This window comes from Methylorubrum rhodesianum (assembly GCF_014199985.1).
Lineage (GTDB): Bacteria > Pseudomonadota > Alphaproteobacteria > Rhizobiales > Beijerinckiaceae > Methylobacterium > Methylobacterium rhodesianum.
The window spans coordinates 72,667-88,406 of record NZ_JACHOS010000005.1 but is presented as its reverse complement, the minus strand read 5'-3'; the positions used below and the strand labels follow the sequence as shown (position 1 = coordinate 88,406).

Genomic DNA, 15,740 nt, shown 5'->3' with positions numbered 1-15,740 from the left:
GGTTGCACTGATTGCGGCTGGTTGTCGGTCTCTACGTCATTGACGTATATGGTCGGACGGGTCATCTGTCGTCATGGCCGGCGCGCTGCATACCGTGATCGAAACCGAGATCTATCTCAGGTCAGCGGAGCGCCTGATGACCGAGGCGGAACGCGTCTCGGTCGTCGACTTTCTTGCTGCCAATCCATGGGCAGGGGACGTGATCCCCGGCACGGGCGGGCTGCGCAAGGTGCGGGTGCCCTTGGCCGGTCGCGGCAAGCGAGGGGGCGCGCGGCTGATCACGTGCTTCGTGAGTGGATGCGGTGTCTACCTGCTCTTGGCCTACGCGAAGGGCGATCAAGCCAATCCGACACCGGCTCAGGCCCAGGCACTGGCAAGATTGGTCGATATGCTGTCTCGAGGATGAGTCCAATGGATGAGGCCACGTTCCACGAATTGACGCGCAGCCTGGAGCAGGCAGCCGCCCACGCCCGGGGCGAATCCGTCGCTGGCTTGTGCGTGCACGTTCCTCACGACATCGACGTCGCGGCGGTGCGGAAAGCTTCCGCCCTCTCGCAGGACGCCTTTGCCCGCCGGATCGGCGTTGCTGTCGGCACTTTGCGGAACTGGGAGCAGCGTCGACGACGGCCGGAAGGGCCTGCTCGGGTCCTGCTGGCACTGCTGGAGAAGAACCCCCGCTTGGTCGAAGAGACGCTCGGCGGCTGATCCCACCAGCGACTCCAACGCCGCAAAAGACTTGCATCTGCCCGATTTTCTGTCGAAGAGGGCGGCCTTCACTGGATAGAGGCACCGGCAGAGCGCACGGGACCGTGCGGCCTATGCCGCCGGACAAGCATGGGCGGGGAGCGTTGGGACCGATGAGCGAGACGCGGGAGCTGGGTTCGGCCGATATCCAGAAGGTGCTGGAATTGCTGCCCCACCGCTATCCCTTCCTGATGATCGACCGCATCATCGAGATCGACCGCGACGAGAGCTGCATCGGCATCAAGAACGTCACGGCGAACGAGCCGCAATTCACCGGCCACTTCCCGGGCCTCCCGGTTTTCCCCGGCGTGCTCCTGATCGAGGGCATGGCTCAGACGGCGGGCGCGATCTGCTGCCGCCACATCATGAGCGACGAGCTGAAGACCAAGCAGGTCTTCTTCATGACGATCGACAAGTGCAAGTTCCGCAAGCCCGTCGTGCCCGGCGACCAGGTCCGATTCCACATGACGAAGATGAACCAGCGCCGGACCATGTGGTGGTTCCGCGGAGAGGCTCGCGTCGAGGGTACGCTCGTGGCCGAGGCCGAGATCGGTGCCATGCTGGTGACGGAGTGAGCGCGGTGCGGGAAGGCATTCACCCGAGCAGCGTCGTCGAGGACGGCGCCCGGCTCGGGGACGGCGTGCGGGTCGGCCCGTTCTGCCATGTCGGGCCCGACGTCGTGCTCGAAGACGGCTGCGAGCTGATCAGCCACGTCGTGGTCGCCGGCCGCACCACGGTCGGCGCGCGGACCAAGATCTATCCCTTCGCCTCGATTGGTCACCCGCCGCAGGATCTCAAGTTCCGCGGTGAGCCCTCGACGCTCACCGTCGGCACCGACTGCCTGATCCGCGAAGGCGTGACGATGAACCCCGGCACGGCCGGCGGCGGCCTGGAGACGGTGGTCGGCAACGGGTGCGCCTTCCTCGCCAACAGTCATGTCGGTCACGATTGCCGGGTCGGCAATCACGTCATCTTCTCCAACAACGTGATGCTCGCCGGCCACTGCACCGTCGGCAACTACGCCATTCTCGGCGGCGGCGCGGCGGTGATCCAGTTCGCCCGCGTCGGCGATCACGCCTTCGTCGGCGGCCTGTCCGGACTGGAGAACGACTGCATCCCCTACGGCATGGTGCTCGGCAACCGGGCCTACCTCTCGGGGCTCAACATTATCGGCCTCCAGCGCCGCGGCTTTTCGCGCGAGGACATTCATGCGCTCCGCCGGGCCTACCGGCTGCTCTTCGCGCAGGAGGGCACGCTGATGGAGCGCGTCGAGGACGTTGCGGCCGAGTTCGACACCCATCCGGCGATCCACGAGATCGTCACCTTCATCCGCGCGGGCGGAAAGCGCTCGATCTGCACGCCGCGCGCCGTCGCCGCGGCGGCCTGAGGCGTCACGCCGTGATCGATCCCGCCCGGCCCCTCGCCCTGGTGGCCGGCGCGGGCCACCTGCCGGAGCTGGTCGCGGCCTCCCTTGATCGCGCGCGTCGGCCGTTCCGGATCCTCGCCGTGCGCGGGTTCACCGAACGGGCGATGCGGCGGCGTGCGGATGCGGTCGTCGATCTTCTCGACATTCCCGGCACCCTGCGCATCCTGAAGGAGTGGGCGCCGGCCGCCGTGGTGCCGGCCGGCGGCGTCACCCGCCCGAGCCCGGCCGCCCTCCTCAACGCGGCGCACGCGGTGCGCAACCGGGACATCCTGAAGAGTCTCGCCGGCGGCGACGACCGGCTGTTGCGGGCCGTGCTCTCGCTGCTGGAGGAGAACGGGCACCGGGTGCTCGGCGTCCACGAGGTTGCCCCTGATCTCCTCGGCCGTCTCGGCCGTCTCGGCCGGTTCGAGCCGGAATCCGACGCCACCCTCTCGATCGCCACCGGACGTGCCATGCTCGCCGCCCTGAGCCCCTTCGATGTGGGGCAGGCCGCCGTGGTGGCGGGCGAGCGGGTCATCGCCGTGGAGGGTCCCGAGGGCACGGACCGCATGCTCGCCCGTGCTCGCGCACTCAACCGCAAGCCGTTCGGGCGGGGCACGCCTGCCAAGGGGACCGTGCTTGTCAAGCTGCCGAAGCTCGGACAGGATCTGCGCATCGATCTGCCGGCCATCGGGCCGCGGACCGTCCGCCGGGCGGCGGAGGCCGGTTGCGCCGGTATCGCCATCGGGGCCGGCCACACCCTCGTGATCGACGCCGAGCGCACGGTGGCGGCCGCGGATGCGGCGGGTCTGTTCCTGATCGGCGTGGAGGTCGCCCCGTGACGCACCGGCGGATCTGGCTCGTCGCGGGCGAGGATTCCGGCGACCAGCTCGGCGCGAAGCTGATCCGGGCGCTGCGGGCGCTCTCGCCCGAGCCTCCGACGCTCGGCGGGGTCGGCGGTGAGGCGATGGAGGCGGAGGGCTTCCGCTCGCTCTTCCCGATCGATGACGTCGCGGTGATGGGCTATCTGCCGGTGCTCGCCCGCGCTCGCACCCTGCTGCGCCGCATCCGCGAGACGGTGGACGACGTCGTGGCGGGACGGCCTGACGTGCTCGTGATCATCGACAGTCCCGGCTTCACCCATGCCGTCGCCACCCGCGTGCGGAAACGTCGGCCGGATCTGCCGATCGTCGATTACGTCTCGCCGAGTGTCTGGGCGTGGCGGCCCTGGCGGGCGAAGGGCATGGTGCCCTTCATCGACCATGTGCTCGCCCTTCTGCCCTTCGAGCCGGAGGCGCATCGCAGGCTCGGCGGACCGCCCTGCTCCTATGTCGGCCACCCGCTCATCGAGCGGTTGACCGAGCTGCGCCCTTCACCCGAGGAGGCGGCGATCCGCGAGCGGCGCCCACCGGTCCTCGCGGTGCTGCCGGGCTCGCGCCGTTCCGAGATCGAGCGACTGATGCCGATCTTCGGGCACGCCGTCGCCGACCTCGCCCGCCGCATCGGTCCGTTCGAGGTCGAACTGCCGGCGGTGAGCCGCCACCGCGCCCTGATCGAGCGGCTCGCCGCTGCCTGGGAGCGGCATCCGCGGGTCGTCCACGGGGAGGCCGACAAGTACGCCACCTTCCGCCGGGCCCGGGCGGCCCTCGCCGCCTCCGGCACCGTGACCCTCGAACTCGCCCTCGCCGGCGTACCGATGGTGGTGGCCTACAAGGTCTCGCGGGTCGAGGAGGTGATCGCCCGGCGCTTGATTCAGGTGCCGACGATCGTTCTGCCGAACCTGATCCTGTCCGAGAACGCCATGCCGGAATTCGTGCAGGCCGATTGCACGCCGGAGCGCCTGGCCGCGGCGCTGGCGCCCCTGCTCGCGGGCGGCCCGGACCGGCGGACCCAGCTCGAGGCGCTCGCCCGCATCGACGGCCGGATGCGCCTCGCCGGCGACGAGGAGCCGAGCCGCGCGGCGGCTAGGATCGTGCTTGAGGCGCGGCGGGCGGCATGAGTGTGGACGCGGCGACGCCGAGGATCAGGATCTACGTCGATGCCGATGCCTGTCCGGTCAAGGATGAAGTGTACCGCGTCGCCGGGCGCTACGGCCTTCACGTCACCGTCGTCTCGAACAGCTTCCTGAACCTGCCGCGCGAGCCCTGGATCGAACGGGTGGTCGTCGGGGACAAGTTCGACGCGGCCGACGATTGGATCGCCGAACGGGCGGGCCCCGGCGCCATCGTGGTCACGGCCGACGTGCCCCTGGCCAGCCGCTGCGTGAAGGCCGGCGCGGTGGCGATCGCCCCGAATGGCAAGGCCTTCACGGAATCCTCGGTCGGTCTCGCGCTCGCCACCCGCAACCTGATGCAGGATCTGCGGGAGGCCGGCGCGATCACCGGCGGGCCGAAGCCGTTCTCGCCGAAGGACCGCTCCGCCTTCCTCGGCGCGCTCGACCGGGCCGTCGTCCGATTGAAGCGCGACCTCGGACTTTGAGACCGTCAGGCCCCCGGGCCGCAAGGCCCGGAGGCGAAGGGTCCACTCAGCCGCGCTGGCCGATCGGAACGTAGTCGCGACGGTCGGGGCCGATATAGAGCTGGCGCGGCCGGCCGATCTTCTGGGACGGATCCTCGATCATCTCGGCCCACTGCGCGATCCAGCCGACGGTGCGGGCGAGCGCGAACAGCACGGTGAACATCGAGGTCGGGAAGCCGAGCGCCTTGAGGGTGATGCCCGAGTAGAAGTCGATGTTCGGGTAGAGCTTCTTCTCGATGAAGTACTCGTCCTCGAGAGCGATCTTCTCGAGCTGAACCGCGACTTCCAGGAGGTCGTCCTTCAGCCCGAGTTCGTTCAGAACCTCGTGGGTGGTCTTCTGCATGATGCGCGCGCGCGGATCGTAGTTCTTGTAGACCCGGTGGCCGAAGCCCATCAGGCGGAAGGGATCGTTCTTGTCCTTCGCCTTGGCGACGTATTTCTGCACGTTCTCGGGGTGGCCGATTTCCATCAGCATCTTCAGCGCCGCCTCGTTGGCGCCGCCATGCGCCGGACCCCACAGGCAGGCGATGCCGGCGGCGATGCAGGCGAAGGGGTTGGCACCGGAGGAGCCGGCGAGCCGAACCGTCGAGGTCGAGGCGTTCTGCTCGTGGTCCGCGTGCAGGATGAAGATCTTGTCGAGTGCCCGTGCGTAGATCGGATTGATCACGTACTCTTCGCACGGAACGGCAAAGCACATCCGCAGAAAATTCGACGTATAGTCGAGATCGTTCTTCGGATATACGAAAGGCTGACCGATCGTGTACTTGTAGGCCATCGCCGCGAGCGTCGGCATCTTCGCGATCATGCGCAGCGAGGCGATCATCCGCTGCGACTCGTCCGAGATGTCGGTCGAGTCGTGGTAGAAGGCCGAGAGTGCGCCGACGCAGGCCACCATCACCGCCATCGGGTGGGCGTCGCGGCGGAAGCCCTGGAAGAAGCGGTTCATCTGGTCGTGCACCATGGTGTGGCGCGTGACCCGGTAATCGAAGTCGGCCTTCTGGGCGGAGGACGGCAATTCGCCGAACAGCATCAGGTAGGCGGTCTCGAGGAAGTCGCCCTGCTCGGCGAGCTGCTCGATCGGGTAGCCGCGATAGAGCAGCACGCCCTCGTCGCCGTCGATATAGGTGATCTTCGACTCGCAGGAGGCGGTCGAGGTGAAGCCGGGGTCGAAGGTGAATTTGCCGGTCTGAGCGTAGAGCTTGCCGATATCGACCACATCCGGGCCGATCGTTCCGGTCTTGATGGGCAATTCGACGTTCTTGTCGCCCACGATGATGGTGCTGGCGGAAGCGCTCATGGGATCGCGGACCCTTTCTCGCGACGGGAACAGCACTGGACCGGAAGGCTCCGCCTCCCGCTCCGTTGTGGCGCCGCAGCAGAGCACTGCGCCCGCTCACTGAAGCACCGGGTTAGCGGATCGGTCGGCGCCCAGCAACGGCAGGCCGCCTTCCGCTTCTTCGCATATGCGAAGAACGGGCCGCGTCTGTCACTTGCGGGGCTTGATAAGATCGGCTCCGACCCACCTCGCGCCCGGATCTCACGCGATCCCAGCTTGTCGCCGGAGCGAAGTTGACGCCAAAACGCGGCGCGAGACAAGACTTTCCGGTGTCGAGCCCCGTGAGCGGCGCCGGCCGGAGGCCGACGCTGTCATCTGTGCCGGATTGTCACCCCGATCCATCGAAGGACAGGGTATGGTCGATCCGGGGAGCAGAGCCGATCAACGCATCCTCGGATTAGATGCGTTGATCCGCCGCGCGGCCGACGATTAGGCCGGCAGGCGATCCCGCAGGCGGGCCAGCGCCTCATCACGGCCCAGCACGGCCATCACGTCGAAGACCGGCGGCGAGGTGGCGCGGCCCGTGAGCGCCGCCCGGAGAGGTTGGGCGACCTGACCGAGCTTGACGCCCTGACTCTCGGCGAAACCGCGCACGGCGGCTTCGGTCGCCGCGGCGCTCCACTCCGGCAGGGCCTCCAGGGCCGGGAGTAGGGCGCGCAGCCGCTCCGGTGCCTCGCCGGCGAGCAGGCCCTCCGCCTTGGCGTCGAGGGCGAGCGGGCGCGGGGCATAGAGGTAGTAGGCGCTGTCGAGGAGTTCGACGAGCGTCTTGGCGCGCTCCTTCAGCCCGGGCATCGCCGACAGGAGCCTTTCACGCAGATCCGGCGTGAGGGAGGTTGGCAGACCGCGCTCGGGACCGCGGGCCGGCAGGATCGCGTTGATCGCCTCGACGAGAGCCGCGTCGTCACTGCCGCGGATGTAGAGCCCGTTGAGGCTCTCTAGCTTCGTGAAGTCGAAGCGCGCCGCCGAGCGACCGATTGCCTTCAGGTCGAAGGCGGCGATCATTTCTTCGGTGGAAAAGACTTCCTGGTCGCCGTGGCTCCAGCCGAGTCGGACGAGGTAGTTGCGCAGGGCCGCCGGGAGATAGCCGCGGTCGCGGTACTCCTCGACGCCGAGCGCGCCGTGGCGCTTGGACAACTTGGCCCCGTCCGCCCCGTGGATCAGCGGGATGTGCGCCATCGCCGGCACGTCCCAGCCGAGCGCCCGGTAGAGCTGGCTCTGGCGCGCGGCGTTGGTGAGATGGTCGTCGCCGCGGATGACCTGGGTGACGCCCATGTCGTGATCGTCCACGACGACGGCGAGCATGTAGGTCGGGGTGCCGTCGGAGCGCAGCAGCACGAGATCGTCGAGGTCGCGGTTCGCCCAGGTGACGCGGCCCTGCACGGCGTCCTCGACGACGGTCTCGCCCTCGATGGGCGCGCGCAGGCGGATCACCGGCTTGACGCCCGCCGGCGCCTCGGACGGATCGCGATCACGCCAGCGGCCGTCGTAGCGCGGGGCCCGGCCCTCGGCGCGGGCGGTCTCGCGCATCTGCGCCAGTTCCTCGGCGCTGGCGTAGCAGTGATAGGCATTGCCCGACGCGAGCAGGCTCTCCGCCACCTCGCGGTGTCGCTCGGCGCGGGCGAACTGGTAGATCACCTCGCCGTCCCAATCGAGGCCGAGCCAGCGCATTCCGTCGAGGATCGCGTCGATCGCGGCTTGCGTCGAGCGCTCCCGGTCGGTGTCCTCGATGCGCAGCAGCATCCGGCCGCCGAAGCGGCGGGCGTAGAGCCAATTGAACAGCGCCGTGCGCGCTCCCCCGATATGCAGGAAGCCCGTGGGCGAGGGCGCAAAGCGCGTGACGACCGGTGACGACATCGGCGGCTGGGAGGCTTCTTCGAAAAAAGTGCGGGATGGCGGGAGGGCGGCCGCGGCCGGTCTCGCCGGGCATGTAGCACGAGCGAGCGGATGCGTTAAGAATTCGTCACGTTTGCCCGTCGCGCGGGCATCGCAGGTCTCGGGACGTGGCGGGGCATGGCGCAGGGCGGCGGCAGGGCGGTGGGCGGGGCGGTTCCAGCCCTCCTCGCCGGCCGTGTTCCCGCGCCCACGCAGCTCTGGCGGGCGACGGTCGAGGGGCTGGGCGCGGAGCTCGCCCGCGAGGCCGAGCAGCGCCGGCTGTTCCCCTGGATCGCCGTCGCCTTCGGGTCAGGCATCCTGGTCTTCTTCACGGCAGCCGACGGAGAAGCCACCCTCGCTGCTCCGCTGATCGCCGCCGCCCTCTGCCTCGTCGTCACGCCGACCCTGCGGGCGCGTCCGATCGCGCTCGCGCTGATGCTCGCCCTCGCCGCCCTGTTCCTCGGCTACGCCGCTGCCGCGTGGAGGGTCGCCTCCGTCTCGGGGCCGGTGCTGACCCGCCTGACCATCGGCCCGCTCTCCGGCCTTGTCGAAGGACTCGACGAGCGGGAGGGCGGTGCGCGGCTGATCGTGCGGGTCGAGAGCTTCGGCGACCTTGGCGCGGGGCAGCGTCCGCGACGGGTGAGGGTCTCCCACCGCGCGGCGCAGGCGGTGCGGCCGGGCGACACGATCCGCGCCACCGCCCGCCTGCTGCCGCCCCCCGAGGCGGTGCGGCCGGGCGGCTACGACTTCGCCCGTGATGCATATTTCCGCGGGATCGGAGCGGTGGGGTCGCTGGTGGGCAAGGTCGAGGTCGGGGCTCCGGCCCAACCTCTCTCCTGGTCCCTGCGCTTGGCGGCCGGCATCGACGCGGCCCGAAACGCCTTCACCCGCCGGATCACCGAGGCGATCGGCGGGCAGGCCGGCGCCGTCGCGGCCGCCCTCGTCACGGGAAAGCGGGGACTGATCTCGAACGAGACCAACGACATCCTGCGAGCGGCCGGCATCTATCACGTCGTCTCGATTTCCGGGCTCCACATGGTGCTCGCGGCCGGCGTGGTGTTCTGGCTGGTTCGGGCCGGGCTCGCGCTGGTGCCGATGCTGGCCCTCGCCTGGCCGATCAAGAAGATCGCGGCCGGCGCGGCGATGCTGGGCGTGACGGCCTACTGCGGCTTCTCGGGCTGGGATGTCGCCGCCGAACGGGCGCTGATCATGACGCTGGTGATGCTCGGCGCGATCCTCGTCGACCGTCCGGCGCTCAGCATGCGCAATCTTGCGCTCGCCGCGATCCTGGCGCTTGCCCGCGAGCCGGAGGCGCTGCTCGGCCCGAGCTTCCAGATGTCGTTCGGGGCGGTGGCCGGACTGATCGCCTGCGCGCCGCTCATCGACGGGCGCGCCTTCCGAACCGACAATCCCTCCCGGATCGCGCGGGCCGCGTCGTGGCTGGCGACGGCGGTGGTCGGCACACTGGCCACGACGCTGGTGGCGCAGATCGCCACCGCGCCCTTCGCAACCTACCACTTCCAGACCGTGCAGCCCTTCGGCCTCGTCGGCAATGCCCTGACCCTTCCCCTCGTCTCGCTCGCGGTGATGCCCGCGGCGGTGCTCGGGATGCTCGCCTACCCCTTCGCCCTCGATCGTCCGGTCTGGTGGCTGATGGGGCTCGCCGTGCGCGGCATGCTCGACATCTCCGCCTGGATCGCCGAGTTCGGACAGGCCAACGTGGTGCTTCCGGCCTTCGGGACGGGCGCCCTGACGCTGCTCGCGGCCGCCCTGCTCCTCGCGACTCTGCCGGTCTCGCGGCTGCGGCTGCTCGCCCTGCTGCCGGCGGGACTCGGCATCGCCCTGGCCGCGAGCCCGACGCGATACGACATCTACATCGACCGGGACGGCGCCGGCGCCGCGGTCCGCGGTAGGGACGGACGCCTCGTCGTCCTCGGCCGCCCGCCCGGCTTCGTGTTGGAACAGTGGCTGAAGGCCGACGGCGACGGGCGCCGCCCGGAGGTCGTTACCGGAGAAGCCGGACCGCGCTGCGACCGTCTCGGCTGCACCCTCGTGGCTGTCGATGGCCGCACGGTCGCCCACGTCACCGATAAGCGCGCCTTTGCCGAGGACTGCGCCCGGGCCGATATCCTGATCACCCGCCTGCGGGCGCCGCCGGGATGCGCCGCACCGCTGATCGCCGATCGCACCGTCCTGGCCGTGCAGGGCGCCACAGCGATCCGCCTCGGAGCGGCGGGACCGGAACTCGCTACCGCGCGCGGGGCCGGTCAGCCGAGGCCCTGGCAGCCGAAGGCGATCGACACGGCGACACCGGCCGCCCGGAGCGAGCCGCCGGCATCGGGTGATCCGAGCGCGGCGGATCCACCGGACCCGCCGCCCTCCGAAAGCCCTCAGTAGCGGCGCACGAGGCTGACGAGTTTGCCCTGAATGCGAACCCGGTCGGGACCGAGCACGCGGGTCTCGTAGGACGGGTTGGCCGCCTCGAGGGCGATCGAGGAGCCGCGGCGGCGGAGGCGCTTGAGGGTCGCCTCCTCGTCGTCGATGAGCGCCACGATGATGTCGCCGTTATTGGCGGTGTCCTGCTTGTGGATCACCACGAGATCACCGTCGAGGATGCCGGCCTCGATCATCGAGTCGCCGCGCACTTCCAGCGCGTAGTGCTCGCCGCCCGAAAGGAAGTCGGGCGACATCGAGATCGAATGACTCTGGCTCTCGATCGCCGAGATCGGCGTACCGGCGGCGATCCGGCCCATCACCGGCACCATCACCGACTGGCCGTTGCCGTCATGAGCCTGCAGCATCGCCGGCTTCGGCGCGGGCGGCTTACCCGAGAGGCCCCCCTCGACCACGCTCGGGGTGAAGCGGCGCGGCTCGGAGCCCGGGGTGGGCTTCGCGGCCGTCAGGTCCGGCATGCGCAGGATCTCGATCGCCCGGGCCCGGTTCGGCAAGCGGCGCAGGAAGCCGCGCTCCTCCAGCGCCATGATCAGGCGATGGATGCCGGATTTGGACTTGAGATCGAGCGCGTCCTTCATTTCGTCGAAGGAAGGCGGCACACCGCTCTCCTGCATCCTCTGCTGGATGAACTGGAGCAGTTCGAGTTGCTTGCGGGTCAGCATGCGGCACCTGCTGTCGACCGCGGGCCGGGGGCGCCGCAGAATCGTGGAAAACAAAGCGCGAACAGCCTAGACGTTCCTCTCCTGTTCCGCAAGACGAGCCCGAACATGCGAGGGGCAGCGGCGCCGGTGCGCCGCCGCCCCTCGTTGCGTCGTTGCCGATCCGGATCAGGCCGGAATTACGTCCACGATCTCGTAGGTGTCGGGATCGATGATGACGATGTCGTCTCCGACCAGGATGAATTGCAGACCGCGATAGGCCGGCACCAGCGAGATGATCGCCGGGGGCAGCGGGTGCAGGGAAACCGAGCGCGGGATCGCCGTGCCGACGCGAACCGCGAAGTTCACGTTGGTGACCGCCCGGACGTTGGAGCGGGTGATCGACTGGCGGAACTCGGTGCGCTGAGTCGAGCTCAGGCTTTTCGAGGCACCGCGCGCCTCGGTGGCAGCGCCGCGACTGCCCCGCTCGCCGGCTCCGTCGCGGGCCCCGCGCTCAGCCGCTCCGTCGCGGCCCGTGTCGCGGCCGCCGCGCTCGCCGGCCGCATCGCGGCCACCCCGGCCGTCGCGCTCGCCCGCACCGTCCCGGCCTGTGTCGCGGGCTCCGCGCTCACCCGGCTCTCCGGCGCGGGCGGGGCCTCCCTCCCGGCCGCCGCGGGCGTCTCCCGGCTCGCCGCCGCGCGCGCCGCCGGCCTCGCCGCCGCGGACACCACCGGCCCCACCCCCGTCACCGGCACCCCCGCGGGCCCCACTCGCGGCTCCGCCGCCCGCTCCTCCTCCCGCACCGCCACCGGCTCCGCCCGCACCGCCGGCTCCGCCCGCTCCCATTCCGGCACCGCCGCCTGCGCCGCCGCCGGCTCCCCCGGCCGCGCCCCCTCCGGCACCGCCCCCCTGAGCGAGGGCCGTCGCCGCGCCGAGCACAAGAATCGCGGCCGTCGCCGTGCTGCGAAAGAACTTGGTCATGTTCCATCCCTGTCTTCTGCCGGCAGCCGACGCGGTGCCGAGAACCCGCTCGCAACGGCGGACGTCAGAAAACTGTTCCGAAAAGGCGCGCAGGCCGCTGTTACGCAAGATGAGCGTGGCGATGCATGAATGGCCTCGGTCGAGACTGGTTGCCTGTCGGTAAGTCGGCCTTTTGTTGTTCTCGAAGTCGCCCCATTGTCTCACGGATTGTTTGTCGGCGACTCGATCCTCGCCGACGCCCCAGCACGACTGGGTCCGGCGGTCGCTCTGCGCCGATGGTCACGACGCCTCACACGTGGCCCAACCGGCTTCGGGGCGTGCGACGCGCTCGGGTGCAACGTTCGACGACATCTGTCACCGAGCGCGCGCGTGCCGCGTCGGCGGGGCGCCGGTCTCAATTAGTTACAGCTCGGATTGGCTCGCGGCCGCCGCGAAGCCGCCGACCAGGAACGACGCATGCAGAGCCTCACCGCCACGGCGGCCCCGGATGACGGTGCCGACCGCCGCCGCCGCATCATGGCGATCGTCGGATCCTCGTCGGGCAATCTCGTCGAGTGGTACGACTTCTACTGCTACGCCTTCTTCGCGCTCTACTTCGCCCCGGTCTTCTTCCCCGAGGGCGACAGCACCGGGCAACTTCTCAAGTCGGCGGCGGTCTTCGCGGTGGGCTTCTTCATGCGGCCCATCGGCGGCTGGCTGTTCGGGCGTATCGCCGACCGGCTCGGCCGCAAGACCTCGCTGATGATCTCGGTGCTGATGATGTGCGGCGGTTCGCTCGCCATCGCCCTGCTGCCGACCTACGCCACCGTCGGTCCTCTCGCGCCGGTGCTCCTCGTCCTCGCCCGCATGGTGCAGGGCCTGTCGGTGGGCGGCGAGTACGGCACCAGCGCGACCTACATGAGCGAGGTCGCCGCCAAGGGGCAGCGCGGCTTCTACGCCTCGTTCCAATATGTCACCCTGATCGGCGGCCAGTTGCTGGCCTCGCTGGTGCTCGTCGTGCTCCAGGGCCTGCTCACGGCGGAGCAACTCACCGCCTGGGGCTGGCGCATCCCCTTCGTCATTGGCGCGGGGGCCGCGGTGGTCGCCCTGTTCCTGCGCCGGTCGCTCTCCGAGACGATGAGCGAGGAGAACAGGGATTCAAAGGAGTCGGGCACTTTCGCCGGGCTGTTCAAGCACTGGCGCGCCTTCGCCGTGGTGTTCGCCTACACGGCCGGCGGGTCGTTGGCGTTCTACACGCTGACGACCTACATGCCGAAATACCTGTTCAACACCGCCCACATGGACAAGGTAACGGCCTCGCAGATCACGACGGCAGCCCTGTTCGTCTACATGGTGATCCAGCCCTTCTTCGGCTGGCTCTCGGATCGGATCGGCCGGAAGACGAGCATGATCGTGTTCAGCGGGCTCGGCATGCTGATGATCGTCCCGCTGATGACGGCGATCGGCGCCAGCACCAGCCCGATCCTGTCCTTCGCCCTGATCATGATCGGGCTCGTCATCATCAGCTTCTACACCGGCATCAGCGGCATCGTGAAAGCGGAGCTGTTCCCGACGCAGGTGCGCGCACTGGGCGTCGGCCTGTCCTACGCCATCGCCAATTCGGTGTTCGGCGGCACGGCCGAGGCGATCGCGCTCTGGCTCAAGCAGGCGGGCACGGAGAGCAGCTTCTTCTGGTACGTCGCCGTGATGCTCGCCGTCGCGTTCGTCGCCTCGCTGCTGATGCCGAATCCGAAGCGCCACGGCTATCTCGACGGCGACGGGACCGTGGAGGAGGCTCTGGGGCGCAAGACGCGCCCCGCCCTCGCCTGATCGCCGTTCAGCCGAGGCGCAGCATCGCGCGCGCCTCGGCGGGCGTCGCCGGGCGGGCGCCGTGCTCGGCGCAGATCGCGGCGGCCAGCCGGACGAGCCCGGCGTTGCCGTCGGCGAGCCGCTCCCTGGAGAGGCGGACATTGTCCTCGAGGCCGGTGCGCACGCCCTGCGCGCCCCGTGCCAGCGCCCAGCCCATCACCGGGCTCTGGAAGCGGCCGATGCCGAAGGCGCCCCAGGTGGCGCCCGGCAACAGGCGCCGGGTCTCGGCGAGCAGGAGGTCGAGGAGGTGCGGTTCCGGCGGCAGCGCGTTGCGGATGCCCATCACGAACTGCACGTGCGGCGACGCGCCGATGACCCCCTCGTCCACGAGGCGGCGGGCGTTGTGGAGGTGGGTGAGGTCAAACACCTCGATCTCGGGGGAAACCCCCTCCTCCCGCATCCGGCTGGCGAGGCTCGTGTACGACGCCGCCGGGTTCTCGTAGACCGCATCGCCGAAATTGACCGATCCGGTCGTCAGCGAGGCCATGTCGGGCCGATGGATCAGGCAGGCGCCCCGCTCGGCCGGATCGGGACCGGCGCCGCTGGTCGAGAACTGCACGATCATGTCCGGGCAATGCCGGCGGATGCCCTCCTGCACCCGCCCGAAGCGCTCCGGATCGAGCGACGGGCTCTCGTCGTCCCCGCGCACGTGGATGTGCGCCAGCGCCGCGCCGGCCTCGTAGGCGGCCTGGGTCGATTCGATCTGCTCGGCCGGCGTGATCGGTACGGTCGGGTTGTCGGCCTTGCGCGCGACCGAGCCGGTGATCGCCACGGTGACGACGACGGGTCTCATCGCTGCCGACCCTTCAGCCCAGCGCCTGCTCGACCGCGCGGCCGCAGGCCTGCGTGCCGGCGGTACCGCCGAGGTCCCGGGTGCGCAGCGCCTGCTCGGAGAGCACCCGCTCGATGCCGGCGACGATCTCGGCCGCGGCTTCGCGCTCGCCGAGATGCTCCAGCATCATCGCCCCCGACCAGATCTGGCCGATCGGGTTGGCGATCCCGGCGCCGGCGATGTCCGGGGCCGAGCCGTGCACCGGCTCGAACACCGACGGGAAGCGTCGCTCCGGGTTGATATTGCCGGAGGGGGCGATGCCGATGGTGCCGGTACAGGCTGGCCCGAGATCGGAGAGGATGTCGCCGAAAAGGTTCGAGGCCACCACCACGTCGAAGCGGTCCGGGTTCAGCACGAAATGCGCGGTCAGGATGTCGATGTGGTACTGGTCCCAGCGGATATCGGGGTAGTCTTGCGCCACGGCCCGCACCCGCTCGTCCCAGTACGGCATGGTGATCGAGATGCCGTTCGACTTGGTCGCCGAGGTCAGGTGCTTCTTCGGGCGGCTCTGCGCCAGCTCGAAGGCGAATTTCAGCACGCGGTCGACACCGAAGCGGGTGAAGACCGATTCCTGCACCGCGAACTCGCGCTCCGTGCCCGGAAACATCCGCCCGCCCGCGTTCGAATACTCGCCCTCGGTGTTCTCGCGGACCACCCAGAAATCGATGTCGCCGGGGTTGCGGCCGGCGAGCGGACTGGGGACGCCCGGCATCAGCCGCACCGGGCGCAGGTTGACGTACTGGTCGAACTCGCGCCGGAACTGGATCAGCGATCCCCAGAGCGAGATATGGTCGGGCACGCGATCGGGCATGCCGACGGCACCGAAGAAGATCGCGTCATGGGTGCCGACGCGCTCCTTCCAATCCTCGGGCATCATCCGCCCGTGCGCCTCGTAGTAGTCGCAAGAGGCGAAATCGAACCAGTCCTGGACGATCTCGAAGCCGTGGCGGGCGGCGGCCCGCTCCAGCACCCGCACGCCCTCGGGCACCACTTCCTTGCCGATGCCGTCGCCGGGGATCACCGCGATCCGGTAGCTGCGCTTCGTCTCGCCCATGCTCGTTGCCTCGTCTCGACCCCCGCGCCTCACTCGCGCCGGCAGCCGTCGGCGTCAAT

The 15,740-nt window shown here is 69.7% G+C and carries 15 protein-coding genes; 9 read left to right on the top strand and 6 right to left on the bottom strand.

Annotated features, from left to right (window positions below; all coding sequences use genetic code 11):
- The first annotated feature begins 73 nt into the window (after positions 1-73).
- From HNR01_RS08915 to HNR01_RS08885, 7 genes are all read left to right on the top strand, one after another.
- Positions 74-406 (top strand): type II toxin-antitoxin system RelE/ParE family toxin, encoded by a 333-nt coding sequence (locus HNR01_RS08915; protein WP_183667458.1) that lies wholly within the window; start codon positions 74-76, stop codon positions 404-406.
- A gap of 5 nt (positions 407-411) precedes the next feature.
- Positions 412-705: a helix-turn-helix domain-containing protein gene (locus tag HNR01_RS08910; RefSeq protein ID WP_183667457.1), complete on the top strand. Its 294-nt coding sequence runs from the start codon at positions 412-414 to the stop codon at positions 703-705.
- A gap of 152 nt (positions 706-857) precedes the next feature.
- On the top strand, positions 858-1,319 hold the full coding sequence (fabZ, locus tag HNR01_RS08905; RefSeq protein WP_017483427.1) for a 3-hydroxyacyl-ACP dehydratase FabZ: 462 nt from the start codon (positions 858-860) through the stop codon (positions 1,317-1,319).
- A gap of 5 nt (positions 1,320-1,324) precedes the next feature.
- Entirely contained in the window at positions 1,325-2,131 is an 807-nt protein-coding gene (gene lpxA, locus HNR01_RS08900; RefSeq protein WP_183667456.1) for an acyl-ACP--UDP-N-acetylglucosamine O-acyltransferase, read from the top strand.
- A gap of 11 nt (positions 2,132-2,142) precedes the next feature.
- Positions 2,143-2,991 (top strand): LpxI family protein, encoded by an 849-nt coding sequence (locus HNR01_RS08895; protein WP_183667455.1) that lies wholly within the window; start codon positions 2,143-2,145, stop codon positions 2,989-2,991.
- A complete protein-coding gene (gene lpxB / locus HNR01_RS08890; RefSeq protein ID WP_183667454.1) occupies positions 2,988-4,148 on the top strand; it encodes a lipid-A-disaccharide synthase in 1,161 nt (386 codons plus the stop codon). The genes HNR01_RS08895 and lpxB overlap by 4 nt, the downstream gene beginning before the upstream one ends.
- Positions 4,145-4,627: a YaiI/YqxD family protein gene (locus HNR01_RS08885; protein WP_183667453.1), complete on the top strand. Its 483-nt coding sequence runs from the start codon at positions 4,145-4,147 to the stop codon at positions 4,625-4,627. Before lpxB ends, HNR01_RS08885 begins: the two co-directional genes overlap by 4 nt.
- A 46-nt stretch (positions 4,628-4,673) precedes the next feature.
- Here the strand turns inward: HNR01_RS08885 and gltA are convergent, their stop codons facing one another.
- Positions 4,674-5,963 carry a citrate synthase gene (gene gltA / locus HNR01_RS08880; protein WP_017483422.1) on the bottom strand — a complete coding sequence of 430 codons (1,290 nt, stop codon included), beginning with the start codon at positions 5,961-5,963 and terminating at the stop codon, positions 4,674-4,676.
- A gap of 468 nt (positions 5,964-6,431) precedes the next feature.
- A complete protein-coding gene (gene gltX, locus HNR01_RS08875; protein ID WP_017483421.1) occupies positions 6,432-7,856 on the bottom strand; it encodes a glutamate--tRNA ligase in 1,425 nt (474 codons plus the stop codon).
- A 156-nt stretch (positions 7,857-8,012) separates the two neighbouring features.
- Here gltX and HNR01_RS08870 point away from each other — a divergent pair, with 156 nt between their 5' ends.
- The gene (locus HNR01_RS08870; RefSeq protein ID WP_183667452.1) at positions 8,013-10,271 is read left to right on the top strand and encodes a ComEC/Rec2 family competence protein; all 2,259 of its coding nucleotides are present in this window, start codon (positions 8,013-8,015) and stop codon (positions 10,269-10,271) included.
- Here HNR01_RS08870 and lexA read toward each other — a convergent pair.
- Both lexA and HNR01_RS08860 read right to left on the bottom strand, forming a co-directional pair.
- Complete coding sequence (gene lexA / locus HNR01_RS08865) at positions 10,265-10,990, bottom strand: transcriptional repressor LexA (RefSeq protein WP_183667451.1); 726 nt, start codon at positions 10,988-10,990, stop codon at positions 10,265-10,267. The genes HNR01_RS08870 and lexA overlap by 7 nt on opposite strands.
- A gap of 165 nt (positions 10,991-11,155) precedes the next feature.
- Positions 11,156-11,947, bottom strand: coding sequence for a DUF1236 domain-containing protein (locus HNR01_RS08860; RefSeq protein ID WP_183667450.1), 792 nt, complete (start codon positions 11,945-11,947; stop codon positions 11,156-11,158).
- A 456-nt stretch (positions 11,948-12,403) separates the two neighbouring features.
- On the opposite strand from HNR01_RS08860, the gene HNR01_RS08855 reads away from it, so the two are divergent.
- A complete protein-coding gene (locus HNR01_RS08855) occupies positions 12,404-13,756 on the top strand; it encodes an MFS family transporter (RefSeq protein WP_183667449.1) in 1,353 nt (450 codons plus the stop codon).
- 7 nt (positions 13,757-13,763) lie between these two features.
- Here HNR01_RS08855 and HNR01_RS08850 read toward each other — a convergent pair whose 3' ends face one another.
- Both HNR01_RS08850 and HNR01_RS08845 read right to left on the bottom strand, forming a co-directional pair.
- Entirely contained in the window at positions 13,764-14,588 is an 825-nt protein-coding gene (locus HNR01_RS08850) for a 3-oxoadipate:acetyl-CoA acetyltransferase (RefSeq protein ID WP_183667448.1), read from the bottom strand.
- Between the two features lie 13 nt (positions 14,589-14,601).
- On the bottom strand, positions 14,602-15,681 hold the full coding sequence (locus tag HNR01_RS08845; protein WP_017483415.1) for a tartrate dehydrogenase: 1,080 nt from the start codon (positions 15,679-15,681) through the stop codon (positions 14,602-14,604).
- Positions 15,682-15,740 lie beyond the last annotated feature (59 nt).

Coding starts and splice junctions, on each gene's coding strand:
- HNR01_RS08915 (WP_183667458.1), top strand. CDS start 74: ATGGCCGGCGCGCTGCATACCGTGATCGAAACCGAGATCTATCTCAGG.
- HNR01_RS08910 (WP_183667457.1), top strand. CDS start 412: ATGGATGAGGCCACGTTCCACGAATTGACGCGCAGCCTGGAGCAGGCA.
- fabZ (WP_017483427.1), top strand. CDS start 858: ATGAGCGAGACGCGGGAGCTGGGTTCGGCCGATATCCAGAAGGTGCTG.
- HNR01_RS08885 (WP_183667453.1), top strand. CDS start 4,145: ATGAGTGTGGACGCGGCGACGCCGAGGATCAGGATCTACGTCGATGCC.
- gltA (WP_017483422.1), bottom strand. CDS start 5,963: ATGAGCGCTTCCGCCAGCACCATCATCGTGGGCGACAAGAACGTCGAA.
- gltX (WP_017483421.1), bottom strand. CDS start 7,856: ATGTCGTCACCGGTCGTCACGCGCTTTGCGCCCTCGCCCACGGGCTTC.
- HNR01_RS08870 (WP_183667452.1), top strand. CDS start 8,013: ATGGCGCAGGGCGGCGGCAGGGCGGTGGGCGGGGCGGTTCCAGCCCTC.
- lexA (WP_183667451.1), bottom strand. CDS start 10,990: ATGCTGACCCGCAAGCAACTCGAACTGCTCCAGTTCATCCAGCAGAGG.
- HNR01_RS08860 (WP_183667450.1), bottom strand. CDS start 11,947: ATGACCAAGTTCTTTCGCAGCACGGCGACGGCCGCGATTCTTGTGCTC.
- HNR01_RS08855 (WP_183667449.1), top strand. CDS start 12,404: ATGCAGAGCCTCACCGCCACGGCGGCCCCGGATGACGGTGCCGACCGC.
- HNR01_RS08850 (WP_183667448.1), bottom strand. CDS start 14,588: ATGAGACCCGTCGTCGTCACCGTGGCGATCACCGGCTCGGTCGCGCGC.
- HNR01_RS08845 (WP_017483415.1), bottom strand. CDS start 15,681: ATGGGCGAGACGAAGCGCAGCTACCGGATCGCGGTGATCCCCGGCGAC.